The sequence below is a fragment of the Arthrobacter humicola genome, from assembly GCF_039531445.1.
GTDB classification, from domain to species: domain Bacteria; phylum Actinomycetota; class Actinomycetes; order Actinomycetales; family Micrococcaceae; genus Arthrobacter; species Arthrobacter humicola.
Window position 1 is genome coordinate 50,888 of sequence record NZ_BAAAQB010000019.1, and the last position, 15,609, is coordinate 66,496.

At 67.7% G+C, this 15,609-nt stretch carries 12 protein-coding genes and 2 riboswitches; of the genes, 9 read left to right on the forward strand and 3 right to left on the reverse strand.

Translation table 11 applies throughout. The annotated features are described in order from the left end of the window. Positions 1-74 precede the first annotated feature (74 nt). Positions 75-244, forward strand: a riboswitch (cyclic di-AMP (ydaO/yuaA leader). 295 nt (positions 245-539) lie between these two features. From ABD243_RS06695 to ABD243_RS06725, 7 genes are all read left to right on the forward strand, one after another. Then, complete coding sequence (locus ABD243_RS06695; protein WP_116766961.1) at positions 540-1,298, forward strand: NlpC/P60 family protein; 759 nt, start codon at positions 540-542, stop codon at positions 1,296-1,298. A gap of 221 nt (positions 1,299-1,519) precedes the next feature. After that, positions 1,520-2,020, forward strand: a complete 501-nt coding sequence (locus ABD243_RS06700) for an HNH endonuclease (protein WP_091251585.1) — start codon at positions 1,520-1,522, stop codon at positions 2,018-2,020. A 108-nt stretch (positions 2,021-2,128) separates the two neighbouring features. Further along, positions 2,129-2,866: a molybdenum cofactor guanylyltransferase gene (mobA, locus tag ABD243_RS06705; RefSeq protein WP_344363561.1), complete on the forward strand. Its 738-nt coding sequence runs from the start codon at positions 2,129-2,131 to the stop codon at positions 2,864-2,866. 21 nt (positions 2,867-2,887) lie between these two features. Next, complete coding sequence (locus ABD243_RS06710) at positions 2,888-3,175, forward strand: DUF6457 domain-containing protein (RefSeq protein WP_175460449.1); 288 nt, start codon at positions 2,888-2,890, stop codon at positions 3,173-3,175. Beyond that, complete coding sequence (locus tag ABD243_RS06715) at positions 3,172-4,884, forward strand: molybdopterin molybdotransferase MoeA (RefSeq protein ID WP_344363566.1); 1,713 nt, start codon at positions 3,172-3,174, stop codon at positions 4,882-4,884. The genes ABD243_RS06710 and ABD243_RS06715 overlap by 4 nt, the downstream gene beginning before the upstream one ends. A gap of 129 nt (positions 4,885-5,013) precedes the next feature. Further along, positions 5,014-5,886 (forward strand): formate dehydrogenase accessory sulfurtransferase FdhD, encoded by an 873-nt coding sequence (gene fdhD, locus ABD243_RS06720; RefSeq protein WP_091251418.1) that lies wholly within the window; start codon positions 5,014-5,016, stop codon positions 5,884-5,886. A gap of 117 nt (positions 5,887-6,003) precedes the next feature. Continuing rightward, a complete protein-coding gene (locus ABD243_RS06725) occupies positions 6,004-9,039 on the forward strand; it encodes an alpha-mannosidase (protein WP_344363569.1) in 3,036 nt (1,011 codons plus the stop codon). 252 nt (positions 9,040-9,291) lie between these two features. On the opposite strand, the gene ABD243_RS06730 is transcribed toward ABD243_RS06725, so the two are convergent. Genes ABD243_RS06730 through ABD243_RS06740 form a run of 3 tightly spaced genes read right to left on the reverse strand, consistent with a single transcriptional unit; the run spans position 9,292 to position 11,553 of the window. Continuing rightward, a complete protein-coding gene (locus ABD243_RS06730) occupies positions 9,292-10,050 on the reverse strand; it encodes a hypothetical protein (RefSeq protein ID WP_344363571.1) in 759 nt (252 codons plus the stop codon). Between the two features lie 28 nt (positions 10,051-10,078). Continuing rightward, positions 10,079-10,810 carry a hypothetical protein gene (locus ABD243_RS06735; protein ID WP_344363574.1) on the reverse strand — a complete coding sequence of 244 codons (732 nt, stop codon included), beginning with the start codon at positions 10,808-10,810 and terminating at the stop codon, positions 10,079-10,081. After that, positions 10,807-11,553 (reverse strand): hypothetical protein, encoded by a 747-nt coding sequence (locus tag ABD243_RS06740; RefSeq protein WP_344363576.1) that lies wholly within the window; start codon positions 11,551-11,553, stop codon positions 10,807-10,809. The genes ABD243_RS06735 and ABD243_RS06740 overlap by 4 nt, the downstream gene beginning before the upstream one ends. A gap of 281 nt (positions 11,554-11,834) precedes the next feature. On the opposite strand from ABD243_RS06740, the gene ABD243_RS06745 reads away from it, so the two are divergent. Together ABD243_RS06745 and ABD243_RS06750 are read left to right on the forward strand one after the other, a co-directional pair. Further along, a complete protein-coding gene (locus tag ABD243_RS06745; RefSeq protein WP_344363578.1) occupies positions 11,835-13,502 on the forward strand; it encodes an ABC-F family ATP-binding cassette domain-containing protein in 1,668 nt (555 codons plus the stop codon). Beyond that, positions 13,499-15,412: an ABC transporter ATP-binding protein gene (locus ABD243_RS06750; RefSeq protein ID WP_344363580.1), complete on the forward strand. Its 1,914-nt coding sequence runs from the start codon at positions 13,499-13,501 to the stop codon at positions 15,410-15,412. Before ABD243_RS06745 ends, ABD243_RS06750 begins: the two co-directional genes overlap by 4 nt. Before the next feature lie 96 nt (positions 15,413-15,508). Further along, a riboswitch (Fluoride riboswitch) is annotated at positions 15,509-15,598 on the forward strand. Positions 15,599-15,609 lie beyond the last annotated feature (11 nt).

A 15,609-nucleotide genomic window follows, 5' to 3' on the forward strand; every position in this document is an offset into this window, starting at 1 on the left:
CGGAGTCCTGTAGGGTTTGAAGCACGCCAACTTTTCCGAAGTTGGCGCTCTTGAGTGGATTGCCTAGCTCTGCCACCGCTCAAGGTCCGTTCGCATTACATCGTCTGGCAGGGGCGGGGGAACCAATTTTGGCCTTCGAAAGAAGGCCTAGGGGTTAAGTCGCAACGCTTCCCAGGAAGCAGCGCGGCCGGGTGACTCCCATCCGAATCCGACAGCTCACCTCGTAGGCATTGGGAGAGGCTACTTTCGTGTCTTCACGCCACAATGCTGCGCGTATGCGCACTGGCGCGGCTCTTTTGAGCCCGCTGACATCCACATCACGTGCCGCCCTTGCCGGCGCCCGGATGGGATCACGTTCCGCTGGCTCATTTTCTACCGAGTCCGGACAGCATGCAGTTTCCGCTTTTGGCGCGTCTTCGCAGTACACCCTTCGCTAAGTAACCCATTTCGGGGCGATCCGGCGTACCCCCAAGATGCCGGAGCGTCCTCAGTCCGCGCCCAAAAACGCGCGGTCCAAGGATCACGAAAGAGAGAACTTAATGACTACTCGTGCAACCGTTGCACGGCACCGCGCCGAGGTCACCAAGACCAACTCGCTGGCTGTTATTGCCAAGGCAGTCGGCGACAACGCCGGCGGCATGGGCCGTCAGGCCGCGGTCATCGCCGCAGCTTCCGGTCTGGTTCTGACCAGTGGAATCGCAGCCAACGCTGCTGAGACCAATGTTCAGCGCGAATCCACCTCCGCTTCCGCATTGGAAGTCCAGTCGTCGGCTCCGGCCACGATTTCGGCTGCTTCCACCATCGCGATCTCCTACGAGAAGCCCGCCGTGACCACGTCGCCGGCTCCCGTCGTCGAGGCTCCCAAGCCCGTCGTGCAGGTCCAGACCGCCGCAGCTACCCAGGCCGGCGGCGCCCAGGCCGGCGTCAACGGCGGCGCAGCTGCCCTGGCCCCCGCCGGAATCGGAAGCGGCGCCGGTGCAACCATCGCTGCCGCTGCCTACGCACAGCTCGGCGTGGCGCAGGACTGCACCGCCCTTGCCACCAACGCCCTGGCCGCGGCCGGTATCCACTACCACGGCTGGCCGGCAGGTTACCTGTCCCTCGGCCGCACCGTGAGCGCCGCCGAAGCTCGTCCGGGCGACCTCGCCTACTACCAGAACGGTGGCGTGGGCATGGCCCACATCGCTGTCTACGTCGGCAACGGCATGGCAGTCCACGGCGGCTGGAACGGCGGCACCACCGCTCTCTACAGCGTGAACGTCGGTTCCGGCCCGGTCTTCATCCGCGTCGGCGGCTAGGCACAAGCCCCCGCACTTTCAAAGACCCCCGCCTCTTGAGGCGGGGGTCTTTCGTGTTACCGGGATATGAATTTTCCGCGCAGGAGGCCGCGCCGCCGAAAAAACATTCGGTGATCTGGCAGTTGAGTGTTTACTCTTGTCTTGTCGATCCATAGCCCGACCATGCACAGGGCAGCCGGCCCTCGTGCCCCTGGCGGGTGCGGCCGTGAAGAGGTATGCGGATGCGCACTCTCGTTCTGAATGCTGGATATGAACCGCTGGCGGTCATCACCTTCCGCCGGGCGCTCGTCCTTGTCCTGACCGGAAAGGCCAGCGTGGTGGCTGAAGGGGACGACCCCGTTGTCGGCCCGCAGGACATTCTCGGCCGCCCGTCCGTGATCCTCCTGAACCGCTACATCCGACCGCGGTACAACACGATGACGGCGGTCAGCCGCCGCGGCGTGCTCCGCCGCGATGCCCACCACTGCGCGTACTGCGGCAAGGCAGCCCACACGATCGATCACGTCCAGCCCAAGTCCCGGGGCGGTGCTGATTCTTGGGAGAACCTCGTGGCCGCCTGCCTGCGCTGCAACAATGCCAAGGGCGACCACACGCCGGCAGAGATGGGCTGGAAGCTCGGATTTGTCCCGGGTCCCCCGAAGGGCACCATCTGGCAGATCAAGGAACTCGAGAAGCCGACCCCCGCGTGGGATCCGTTCCTGCTACCGGAATCGGCCGCCTGACCCATCGCTTGAACCGCTGCCCCGGCTGCTGCATTACGGCGGCCCCGGCCAGGACCCGGCCCTGGCGCCTGAGCCTCCGGGCAGCCCGCGCCGCGCTAGGCTGATCCGGTGGAGTTCGATGCCATCATTCTCGCCGGCGGAAGGTCGGCCCGCCTGGGCGGTGTGCCCAAGTCGCGGCTGACTTACGACGGCGCCACCCTGCTTGAGCGGTCGCTGCGCGCCGCGGGCGGGGCCCGCCGCGTCGTCGTCGTCGGTCCTGACCCCGGGGACCTGCCCGCCGGGACCCTGAACTGCCGGGAAGACCCGCCGTTCGCGGGCCCGGCCGCCGCGATCGCCGCGGGACTGAACGCGCTGGCCGCCGGGCACGCCGGCCGTTCCGACGCCGGCGCTCCCGCGCCGTTCACCCTTGTCCTGGCCTGTGACATGCCGCGCTCTGCCGTGGCGGTCCGTGCCCTGGCCGGGACACTGGCGGAGATGCTGGCGGAGGCAGTGACTGAAACGGTGACCGAGAACCTGGCAGAGGCCGGGGACGCGGCGCCAGCCGCTGACCAGCCGGGGGAGACGGGCGACGGCGTCATGGCCGTGTCGGCCGACGGCCGGAAGCAGCCGCTCGTTGGGTTTTATGGCACAGCTGCGCTACAACGAAGTGCCGCGGACGCCGCGCGTGCGGGCAGCCTGGAAAACGCGTCCGTCTTCGCCCTTCTTGCTAGGCTGGACGTGCGGGAAGTTCGCGTTCCCCCCGGTTCCACGGATGACGTTGACACCTGGGATGACGCTTCCGCACTAGGGGTATCCGGCAGGACTTCAGACCCCGGTCCGGGTTCCGGGCCGGAACTCCGCAGCTGAACTCGACCATGGAGGCAAACGGTGAAAAGCCAGGATGAAACGCTTGAAGACTGGTGCCGTGCCCTGCTCCAGGCCCTGGAGTTGGAAGGCGTTGAGATTGACGTGAACGAGGTCCTTGCCCTGGCAGGCGTAGCCGCCCACTCGGTGGTGCGACCGGCGGCGCCGCTGACCACGTTCATCGCAGGCTTTGCAGCAGGCCTGGCCTCCGGCTCCGGGAAGGCCTCGGACGCCTCATCCATGCAGGCCGCCATGGCAGTAGCCCGCCGGCTCGCCACAGACTATGCAGCCGCCGAAGCTTCCGGGGCATGACGCCTGCGGCCCCAGACGGCAGCGGACCCACCAGCGTCCCCCGCGGGAATAACGTCGACGGCGGCGCCGGGGACAGCGGCGCCGGGGACAGCTTTGAGGACGGCCTGGAGGCCGTCCCCGGCGACCCCCAAGCCGGCGCCCTGGACGCTCACACACCAGACTCTGCCGGGCCGGGCATTGCCGGTCACGATGCCGCCGACCAGGACGCCGCCGGCCAGGACAGTGCCGACAAGGACGCCGCCGACCAGGACAGTGCCGACGTCCAGCACCGGCATCTAGCCCACACGTGGCAGGAGGCCCGGCAGCTCGCCTTCGACTGTGCCACTCCCATCCCCGCAGCCCCCGTCCCGCTCCGCCAGGCACTGGGCCGGACCCTGGCAGCGGACGTGGTTGCCCTGCAGGACATGCCGCACTACGCCTCCTCCGCCATGGACGGCTGGGCCGTCAACGGCAGCGGTCCGTGGATTCTGGCCGAGCCCAACCAGCGGCTGGCGCCGCACCAAGCCAGCCGGATTGCCACCGGCGGCCTCATCCCCGCCGGGGCCAAGGCCGTGCTGCGCAGTGAAAGCGGCGTCATCGGCACCGACGAGGACGGACTGCCCGTCCTGAAGCTCGGCGGCAGCGCGAAGCCGGGGGATCCGCGCAACGGTGACCACATCAGGAAAGCCGGCGAAGAGGCGGCCGCCGGAGATGTTCTGATCAAACGCGGCGCCGTCCTGAACCCGGCTCACCTGGCCCTCGCCGCGCTGGCCGGTAACGACACCCTGCCCGTGCTCGGCAAGGCCCTCGTCCGCCTCGTCCTCACCGGCTCCGAGGTGGTGACGTCCGGATTACCGGCGCCCGGGCAAGTTCGGGATACGTTCGGTCCTCAACTGGCGGCAGTAGTGGGGATGCTCGGCGGCATCTGTACCGAAGAGGTGAAAATCGGCGATACCTACGCCGAATGGCTCGCCGCGCTTGAGGACGGGGAGCCCGTCCCCGCGGGCGGCGGCCAGCCAAGCGGCCAGTCGAGCGGCCAGCCAAGCAGCCAGTCAAGCAGCGCGTCAGACATCCCGTTCCGCGACGCGTCCGGCGGCAGGTCCGCTGCTCCGCCGGCTGCCGATCCTGCCGCCGAAAGCCTGCCCGCCGACGTCGTCATCACCACCGGCGGCACCGGCCGTTCCGCAACGGACCATCTCCGGCGTTCGGTGGACGAGCTCGGCGGCCGCCTGCTGATCGACGGGATCGCGATGCGGCCCGGCCACCCTGCCGTTCTCGCCGAGCTGCCCGACGGCAGGTACATCCTCGGCCTGCCGGGGAACCCGCTCGCGGCCATGATGGCTCTGTCCACCATCGGAGCCCCGCTCCTCGCGGCCCTGGGCCACTGCTCCATTCCGCCGCTCAGCGAGGTCCCCTGCGGTTCGACGATTGACGCCGATCCCGGCCGGACTCGGCTCATGCCCTTTCGGCTGTTGTACGGCATGGCGTCCCCGGCGCAGCACACGGGCCCGGGCATGATGCGGGGCCTCGCCGCGGCCGACGGCGTACTGGTGGTCCCGCCCCACGGCGTCCAGTTGGGGGAACTGGTGCCCGCGTTCGCGCTTCCATGGGGCACACCGCTCCCGGACGCCGCGGCAGCCTCCGGCACACCCAAGCCGGCGGCGAAGCGGACGGCCAGGAAAACCTCGACCAGCGACGGGCCGGTGGACTGGAGCGCCCTCCTGGGCTGAATATCGACGGCCCGGCACCCTGCTCCCGCCCCCGGCCTCTGCCGCGCTGGCTTCAGGGTCGGGCGCTTGCAATGATGGAAACAACGTAACGTCCAAAAAATCACACACCATGTTGCTTAGGAGTATCGGATGGGCCGCGTGACACAGCGCCGCAAGGTGCACAAGATTGTCCTCGACGGTTCCCCGCAGGCCCTCGAATTCCCCGTCCGCCACCGGGAAGACGTCCTCGCCGTCGAGGAACCGCTGGAGATCCGGATCGGAAGCATGTCCTTCTCCGTCACCATGCGGACGCCGGGCAACGATTTCGACCTCGTCGCAGGGTTCCTGGTCTCGGAGGGGGTCATCTGGACCCCCGAGCAGCTGGTCTCGCTCAGGTTCTGCGCGGGCGAAAACGCCGACGGTGTCCAGACCTTCAACGTTGTGGAGGCCCAGCTCCGGCCCGACGTCGTCCGGCCGGAGACGGGGCGCAATGTCTTCACGTCCAGTTCCTGCGGCATCTGCGGGACCGACTCGATCGACGCCGTGCGCAAGTCCTCCCACTACAGCCCGGCCGAGGACCCGCTGACCATTCCCGTGGAGACGCTGGCGGCCCTCCCGCAGGCCCTACGGTCCGCCCAGGACGTCTTTGACGTGACCGGCGGGGTGCATGCCGCCGGACTCTTCAGGATTTCTGACGACGGCTCGGCGGACCTGCTGTGCCTCCGGGAAGATGTCGGACGGCACAACGCGGTGGACAAGGTGGTCGGCTGGGCGCTCCGAGAGGGCCTGCTGCCGCTCCGGGGGACCGTGCTGCAGGTCTCCGGCAGGGCCTCATTCGAGCTCGTCCAGAAGGCATCCCTCGCCGGAATCCCGGTCCTCGCAGCCGTCAGCGCACCCTCCAGCCTGGCCGTCGAGCTGGCCGAGGCCAGCGGGATGACGCTGGCCGGGTTTAGCCGCCAGACCAGCCTGAACATCTACGCCGGCCAGCATAGGGTGGCGGTGCCGGCACCCGCAGCCGGCTAGCGTGACCGGCTGACGGCGGCACTTGGCCAAAAGGTTCCCCGCGACGTAAGTTTTATCCATTGACTGGAGTCAATCGGGCCCGCCAGCGCTGACCCGCCCGCGCTGAAGAGGATCACATTGCACGACGACCGCCGTCTTACGGAAGTCCGGCTGGACCGATTTCTGCGTGACCGCATCGCTCCCGCGGTCTACCCCCGCACCCTGCCCCTGAGGCTGAGCAGCTGGGACGCACCGGACGAGCCCGTGCCGGCGCTGGAGGCCCTGCGGCACGAGTTCACGCCGCAGGAACACGGCGCGGCCTGGGGCCGGCCGTGGAGCACCAAGTGGCTCCGGCTGCAGGGCGAGGTACCGGAATCCTGGGGAACGGCGGACGGCACGTCGGTGGAAATCCTCGTGGACCTGGGGTTCAGCGGCGACCTCCCGGGCTTCCAGTGCGAAGGCATCGCCTGGCGGTCCGACGGGACCATCATCAAGGCGATTTCCCCGCGCAACCAGTACATCCCGCTCAAGCTCCTGGGCGGCGGCATGGCCGTTGACTTCTACGTCGAAGCCGCGGCCAACCCGGACCTGTCCCAGAACTGGACCTTCGCCGCCACGCCCTACGGCGACAAGGCGACGTCCGGCAGCGAGCCGAAATACCGACTCGGCAGGATCGCCATCGCCGAGCTAAACCGGACGGTCTGGGAGCTGCAACAGGACATCCTCACGCTGAGCGGACTCATGCACGAGCTCCCGACCGAGCTGCCCCGCCGCCACGAGATCCTGCGGGCACTCGAACGCATGCTGGACATCATGGACCCTGAGGACGTGGCCGGTACCGCGGAGGCCGGCCGGGCCGCGCTCGCCGGCGTCCTGTCCCGGCCGGCCTACGCCTCCGCGCACCAGCTCGTGGCCACGGGGCACGCCCATATCGACTCGGCCTGGCTGTGGCCCGTGCGGGAGACCATCCGCAAGTGCGCCCGGACGTTTTCCAACGTCGTCGCGCTGATGGACGAGGACCCAGGTTTCATCTTCTCCTGCTCCTCAGCCCAGCAGCTTGCATGGATGAAGGAGTACTATCCGGAGCTTTTCGGCCGCATCGTAGACAAGGTCCGGGCCGGCCAGTTCGTTCCCGTCGGCGGGATGTGGGTCGAGTCTGACTCCAATATGCCCGGCGGGGAGGCCATGGCACGGCAGTTCCTCGAGGGCAAGAACTTCTTCCTGGCCGAGTTCGGCGTGGACTGCCAGGAAGCGTGGCTCCCGGACACGTTCGGGTACTCCGCGGCGCTGCCGCAGATCATCAAGGCCGCAGGCAGCCGCTGGTTCCTGACCCAGAAGATCTCGTGGAACCAGGTCAACAGGATGCCGCATCACACGTTCAACTGGGAGGGCATCGACGGCACCCGAGTGTTTACGCATTTCCCGCCGGTGGACAGCTACAACTCCGATCTCAGCGCCAGGGACCTGGCACACGCGGAGCGCAACTACCGGGACCACGGACGCGGAACCACCTCACTGGTTCCGTTCGGCTACGGCGACGGCGGCGGGGGACCCACGCGCGAAATGCTGGCCGCGGCACACCGCACGGCGGACCTGGAAGGATCCCCCAAGGTGCGGATCGGCTCGGCAGCCAGCTTCTTCACGCATGCCCAGGCCGAGTATGAGCCCCTGCCGGTCTGGGTGGGCGAGATGTACCTGGAACTCCACCGCGGCACCTACACCAGCCAGGCCAAGACCAAACGGGGGAACAGGCGCAGCGAGCACCTGCTCCGGGAGGCCGAACTCTGGAGTGCCACCGCGGCAGTGCGTGCGGGGCACAGCTACCCGGCCGCCGAGCTCAAGCGGCTGTGGCGGCTGGTCCTGCTGCAGCAGTTTCACGACATCCTGCCCGGCAGTTCCATCGCGTGGGTCCACCAGGACGCCGAACGCAACTACGCCGCCGTCGAACGCGGTCTTGAAGCCATCATCACCGAGGCCGCGGGTGCCGCACTTGGCACCGGCAACCGGGAGTTTCTCCTCAATGCCGCCCCGCACGAGCGCCAGGGAGTGCCGGCCCTGGCCGCTGCCGAGCCGGTTCCGTCCGGGCAACCGGTGGCCGTCACGGAAACGAACGGCGGCTACATCCTGGACAACGGCCTCATCCGGGCCGTGGTGGACGCCAACGGACTGCTCGCCTCGCTGATGGACTATGCCACCGGGCGGGAGGCGATTGCTCCCGGGGAGTCCGGCAACCTCCTGGAGCTGCACCGGGATACACCGAATGAATGGGACGCGTGGGACATCGACGCCTTCTACCGCAGGAACGTCGTCCGGCTGGTGGAGGCGCGATCGGTCACGCTGGAGCGCGGCCCCGGCCCGGAAGGCCTGAACGCCGTCGTCGTGGTGGAACGGATGGCCGGCTCATCGGCCGTGACCCAGCGGATTGCGCTCGCGGCCGGTGCCGACTCCCTCGCGATCTCCACCGTCGTGGACTGGCAGGAAAGCGAAAAGCTGCTAAAGCTCGGCTTTGCCCTGGACGTCCGGGCGGACCGCTCTGCGGCGGAGACGCAGTTCGGGCACGTGTTCCGGCCCACGCACCTCAACACGTCCTGGGAGGCGGCGAAGTTCGAGATCTGCGCCCACCGCTGGATCCACGTTGCGGAGCCCGGCTACGGGGTGGCCATTTCCAACGCGTCCAGCTACGGCCACGACGTCACCCGCAACATCCGGGAGGACGACGGCGGGACCACCACCACAGTGCGGGTCTCGCTCCTGCGCGCACCGAAGTTTCCGGATCCCGGCGCGGACCAGGGCAGGCACGAGCTCCAGGTCACGATCCGGCCGGGTGCCAGCATCGCCGACGCCGTCGAAGAGGGCTACCGCACCAACCTGGCACCGCGGCTTGCCAGGGGAGCCCACGGGGTTCAACCGCTCTTCACCGTGTCCAACAAGGCGCTCGTCATCGAGGCCGTCAAGCTCGCCGAGGACGGCTCCGGCGACGTCATCGTTAGGCTGTACGAATCGCTGGGGGAGCGGTCCACGGGCCTTGTGACGGCGAACTTCCCGGTGACAGGAGCGCGCGCCGTGGACCTGCTGGAGCGGCCCGTCGATGCGCCCGGCGTGACGGCTGCCCTTGATTCGGCCGAGCTCACACTGCGCCCGTTCCAGCTGGTCACGCTGAGGTTTGTGCGCTGAGGTTTGCGCGCCGAAGGCGGGGCAAAGAGACGCTTTGGCGCTGCCTGCCGGGTAACGGAAACCACCGGGGTTCCGGCCAAAGCACCGTTAAACAGGCTGAGTGGGAGCGGTCCATTTGGACCGCTACCACTCATCCCCCCAATGGCGCTTGGACGACTGCCTCTGCTTCGCACGGCTAAGTTCCGTACACAAAGCGAATGTCGCTTTCACACATTCATGATTCTTTCACGGTCTAATGATTTTGTGAATGCCCTACCCTTTGTTCTTGCGGAATGTTGCACGAGCGTTACCAGACCCCTGTGCAGCGACCCCGGAGAACCAGAACAGGCCCAGCCCCAGGACATAGCCCACAACTGCCAAATAGTTGACCGTTTGCTGCGCGAGGGTCCAGGTTTCCGGGGCGAACGAGGCAGGGACGCTGACGGCGGTGGCAAGGGCCCCGACGCAGGTCAGGAAGGCCGCGGCACGCACCAGCCGCGGCAGTTGGCTGCGGGTGGTGGCCAGCAGCGCCGGCAGGAGGGCGAGGGAGACAAAGCCCGGATAGGTGCGCCCGGCCGCGGCGTAGAACGGGGCCAGGACGGCGTTAGGTCCACCGTGGTCCGTTATGTCCAGCAGGCCGGCCGAGGACCCGCGGGTATCCATGAGGAAGAAGGTAGCCGCCACGGCGACGGCGCTCGCAGCCAGTGCCCAGCGTCCGGCCGGACCGGCAATGAGGCGGTAGCCCCGTGCGTCCTCGAGCCCCCTGGCCATCCGCAAGCCCACCAGCAGCACCGCCGCGAACACGAGGAAACGCAGGATGAGGTGGGTGAGGTTCCAGCCGCCCAGAACCCCGTCGATCGCCTCGTAGGGCCCGGCAACTGAGAGCAGGCTGCAAAGCGTCGCAATCAGCAAGATTCCGAACACTGTCCTGTTCCGGCCCTGGATCGCATCCGGCACGCGGAGGAGGAGCACCACGGTGCATAGGACCAGGGTGCCCCACTGGAGGGTCGCCATCATCCCGGGTTCGTCCACATCGTTCGCCTGTTCAGCCCCTGGACATTCAGGTGAAGTTAGCTTGCTTCTTCGGCGCCCGCACCGCAAGAGTCTTCGCAATCCAGACCAGGCACAGCCCCAGGACCAGGCACAGGATGGCGGTGTAGTTGAAGACAAACCGCAAGAATCCGAGGGACGGCGGAATAACCGGGGACAGCAGGCTCAGGGAAATCGCCACGGTACCGAGCGCCAGCAACGCCGCGCTGGACCGCACCAGGACGGGGAGCCTGCTGCGGAAGGTCCGCACCATGGCGGGGAACAGGGCTGCGGTGATGAACGCCGGATAGAGACGTCCGGCGGCTCCGTAGTACTCCACCAAGGCGGCGTTGCGGTGGTCCTTGGCAGCCACCCCGACCAGCCCGGCTGAGGATCCCGCTGTATCCATCATGAGGAAGACCGCAATGACGACGAGCGATGCCGCGGCGGCCACGGAGATTCCGACCGGGCCCGTGATGAGCCGCAAGGCGTCGTTGGCGCTGAACCCCCGCGCCACCCGGAGTCCAAGGAAGAAGATGGCGGCGAAGATGACAAAGCGGAGCACCAGGTTGGCGATGTTCATGCCGCCCAGGGCCCGGTCCACCGCCAGATACGGGGCATCGATGCTGAGCAGGATCGCCAGGGTCATGAGGGCAAAAATGGAGAACAGGGACCGGTTCTGGCCCCGGAGGGCGCTTGGAATGCGGGCGAGCGTGACGACGCCGCACACCGCGAGCGTGGTCCACTGCAGGATCCCGATCATCCGAGGTTCTCCCAAATCTTCTCTGTTTGTGCTTGTTCCTGTTCCTGGCGTCGCAGCGATTTTCCGAGCGCTTGAAGCCGCTCGCCGGCCAATGACGCAAGTTCTCCGTCGGAGAGGGCATCCAACGCCGACTGCTTCGCCCCGGGCGGCCAGCCGGCTTCCTCCTCGGTGATCAACCCGGTCGCGACAAGGCCGCCTGTGAAGCCTACGCCCGCCGCGCGGGAAGTCGCGACCGCCAGTTCGGGAGACAGTCTGTTGGCGGTGAGCTGGGCCGAATAGTTTTGCGGGGCGACTCCCGTGGCGGCCGAAACACGGTGACGCAACTCGCCGTCGTCGATCGCGTCCACCCAATTTCGGACGGAGGTGGCGTGCGGGGCCGACCCCAGCCCGGGCGTCAGTGAACTGCCGCTGTCGCCGTAGCCGCCGTACGCCGGGGACGACCGGGAAATGACGGCGCGCAACAGGTCCATTGTCGCCACCTGGCTGACGAGCTCGGCGGGGGTCGGCGGTTGCGGCGAGGTGGCCAGCTCCGCATAGTGCTCGAAGGTGGCCAGTGCCGCCAGCGGGTTCAGATTCAGGGCCCGGCTGATGCTGACCAGCGTGGTTTCGGCCACTTTCCCGCGCACCAGTTGCTGGGCCAGCGTGGTGCGCTTGATCCCGGAGATCCTGCAGATATCGGCAGTGCTCGCTGACGGGGCAACCTGATGAAGCCAGAGTTGGAACGCCTTTGCGGGTAGGGGCATCTAGGGTTTCCTGCAGGGTCGGTTGTCAGTGCAGTTGGCAGTATTGCTTTCGGTCTGCGGTGGAGCTGCGGTGCCGGAGGACCGCGTAGTGGCTTCGGGGTCTGGGATTTTGAGTAAGGTCGTGATTCAACTATGCTAAATGGTCGAACCCGCTGGTCCGTACACCCCCCAAGTCCGGACCGGCGGGTTCTTCTATGCCCGGCCCGTTTTCGGTCGGCCGGGACGACCGGTTTCTGCCCGTCGGGGCAGCCCGTCCCGGGCCGGGGTGAGAGGATGAACTAATGACTGCAACCCTTGTTGCCAAGGACCTTTCCGGTGGTCACGATCACCGCACACTCTTCTCAAAGCTCTCCCTGACAGTAGCTCCCGGTGACGTCGTCGGCGTCGTCGGTGCCAACGGCGCCGGCAAGTCCACCTTGCTGCGCCTGCTGGCCGGGGTCGACGAACCGCAGGAAGGCACCGTGAGCCTGGCCCCCGCGGACGCCTTTGTGGGCTGGCTGCCGCAGGAACACGAGCGGATTGCCGGCGAAACGGTGGCCGGCTACATCGCCCGGCGCACCGGCTGCGCCGAGGCGACCTCGGCCATGGAGTCCACCGCCGAGGCCCTGGGCTCGGGCGCCCCCGGCGCCGACGACGCATACTCCCTGGCATTCGACCGCTGGATGGCCTCCGGCGCCGCCGACCTCGAGGACCGGATCCCGGCCGTGCTGGCAGACCTTGGCCTGGACGTGGGGCCGGACGCCGGGATGACGGGGCTCTCCGGAGGCCAGGCCGCGCGCGTTGCCCTGGCAGCCCTGCTGCTCAGCCGCTTCGACATTGTGCTCCTCGACGAGCCCACCAACGACCTCGACCTCAACGGGCTGGCCAAACTGGAGTCCTTCGTGCAGGGCCTGCGCGGCGGCGTGGTCCTGGTCTCGCATGACCGCGAGTTCCTGTCCCGCTGCGTGTCCACGGTGGTGGAACTGGACCTGGCCCAGAATTCGGTCGCGGTGTACGACGGCGGGTACGAGTCGTATCTGGAGGAACGCGCCGTGGCGCGCCGCCATGCCCGCGAACGCTACGAAGAGTTCGCCAACACCAAGGCTGACCTCGTCTCCCGGGCGCGCACGCAGCGCGAATGGAGCTCCCAGGGCGTCCGGAACGCAATGAAGAAGAACCCGGACAATGACAAGATCCGCCGGGCGGCCAGCACCGAGTCCTCGGAAAAGCAGGGTCAGAAGGTCCGGCAGATGGAATCCCGCATTGCCCGTCTCGAAGAAGTCGAGGAGCCGCGCAAGGAATGGCAGCTGCAGTTCAGCATCGGCGCCGCCCCCCGGTCCAGTGCCGTGGTGGCCACCCTCCGCGACGCCGTCGTGCGGCAGGGTGATTTCACCCTGGGCCCGGTAAACCTGCAACTGAATGCGGGGGAGCGGATCGGGATCACCGGTCCCAACGGTGCAGGCAAATCCACCCTGCTCCGGCTCCTGCTGGGAATCCAGCAGCCCGACTCCGGTGACGCCTCCATGGGTGCGTCCGTGGCCGTCGGGGAGATCGACCAAGCCCGCGGCCTGCTGGCCGGCGATCTGTTGCTGGGGGCCGCCGTCGAAGCCGTCCTGACCGAGCAGACCCCTGCGGAAGTGCGCACCCTGCTGGCGAAATTCGGCCTGAAGGCCGATCACACCAACCGGCCCGTCGACTCCCTCTCCCCGGGGGAACGGACCCGGGCCGCGCTGGCGCTGCTGCAGGCCCGGGGGGTAAACCTGCTGGTGCTGGACGAACCCACCAACCACCTCGATCTGCCCGCCATTGAACAGCTTGAAGAAGCACTGGACGGTTACGAGGGCGCGTTGCTGCTCGTCACCCACGACCGCCGGCTGCTGGAAAACGTCCGTCTTGACGTGCGCTGGAACGTCGAAAACGGCGTCGTCACCGAGTTGCACGCCGATGCCCCGAAAGGCAACATCACATGAGCATGGACCGGGTCGCCTGGAGCTCCCTTTACAACATCACCCGCGCCTCGAGCGGGTCCAAGCCGTTCTCGAAGGAGACGCTGAAGCGTGTCTTCAGTTTTGCCCGCCCGCACCGCGGCAAACTGATCGCCTTCGTGCTGCTGTCCATCGTGATGGCCTTCCTGGCGGTGGCCACCCCGGTCCTCGCCGGGCAGGTGGTCGACGAGATCATTGCCCACGCGGATGCCGGAACGGTGATCTGGCTCGCGGTCCTCATCGCCATCGTGGCGGTAGCCGAGGCCGGAATCGGCCTCGTAACCCGCTGGATGTCCTCCACAATCGGTGAAGGCGTAATCGTGGACCTGCGCACCAAGGTCTTCGACCACGTCCAGAAGATGCCGATCGCCTTCTTCACCAGGACCCGGACCGGCGCCCTCGTGAGCCGGCTGAACAATGACGTCATCGGAGCGCAGTCGGCCTTCGCCGGTACCCTGTCCGGCGTCGTCAGCAACGTCGTGGCGCTCGCGCTGACCCTCGCGGTGATGCTCAACAAGTCGTGGCTCGTCACGGTGCTCGCCATGATCCTGCTGCCGATCTTCCTGATCCCGGCCCGCCGGATGGGGTCAAAACTTGCCGATCTGCGACGCGAGGCCGCCGAACACAACGCCGCCATGGGTACCCAAATGACCGAGCGCTTCTCCGCGCCCGGTGCCACCCTGGTCAAGCTCTTCGGCCGCCCCGACGAGGAGTCCCGCGAGTTCGCCCTCCGGGCCGGCCGCGTCCGGGACATCGGCGTCCGCACCGCCATGCTGCAGTTCACCTTCGTCACGGCGCTGACGCTCGTCTCGGCACTGGCCCTTGCCCTGGTCTACGGACTGGGCGGCTTCCTGGCGTTGCAGGGGCAGCTGGCCGCGGGCGACGTCGTCGTGCTGGCCTTGCTGCTCACGCGCCTTTACGCGCCGCTCACCGCACTCTCCAGCGCCCGGGTCGAAATCATGAGCGCCCTGGTCAGCTTCGAGCGGGTCTTCGAGATCCTGGACCTGAAGCCGCTGATCGAGCAGAAGCCGGACGCCGTGGCGTCCCCGCCCGGTCCGCTCTCGGTGGAGTTCGACAATGTCCGCTTCGCCTACCCCTCGGCAGACAAGGTCTCGCTAGCCTCGCTGGAGGACGTGCTGACCCTGGACACCCGCGGCGGCGAGGAAGTACTGCACGGCATCAGCTTCCGGGTGGAGCCCGGCCAGACGGTCGCCCTCGTCGGCTCTTCGGGCGCCGGGAAGTCCACGATCGCGCAGCTGCTGTCGCGCCTTTACGACGTCGATTCCGGCGCCGTGCGCTTCGGCGGAACCGAGCCCGGCGCCGGGGTGGACGTCCGCGACCTCACTTTCGATTCCATGCGCGAGACCCTCGGCATGGTGACGCAGGACGGCCACCTGTTCCACGAAAGCATCGCCTCCAACCTGCGCCTGGCCCGCCCCGATGCCACTGATGAGCAAATGTGGGATGTGCTGCGGCGGGCCAGGCTCGAAGACATGATCCGGTCCCTGCCCGATGGCCTGAACACGGTGGTGGGGGAGCGCGGCTACCGGCTCTCCGGCGGCGAACGGCAACGCCTGACCATTGCCCGCCTGCTCATCGCCCAGCCGCGGGTGGTCATCCTCGACGAGGCCACCGCCGCGCTGGACTCCACCAACGAGGCCGCCGTGCAGGAGGCGTTGGGCGCCGCCTTGGAGGGCCGCACCGCCGTCGTGATCGCCCACCGGCTCTCCACGATCCGCGCAGCAGACGCGATCCTCGTGGTGGAGAACGGTTCGATCGTGGAGCGCGGTACCCACAGCGAGCTCCTCGCCGCCGAGGGCCGCTACGCCGAGCTGTACCGGACTCAGTTTGCCGAGGCCAGCGCGGTTGCCCAGGAGGCTGTGCCCGGATACTAAGCCGGGGTTAGCGGTGACGGATCCCGACACCACGTGTCCCGGCGAGGAAGTCACCGCCGCGGAATGGTGGCGGCCGTCGCCGCCGGGCCTGTAGTCTCTGTTCACGGTGATGGATCCCGCCGGAACAGCAGGCACGTCAGGTGCGGCTGTTCGAACCGCCGCCTGGCTAATGGTTCCTACCTTTGCTGATCCGAAGG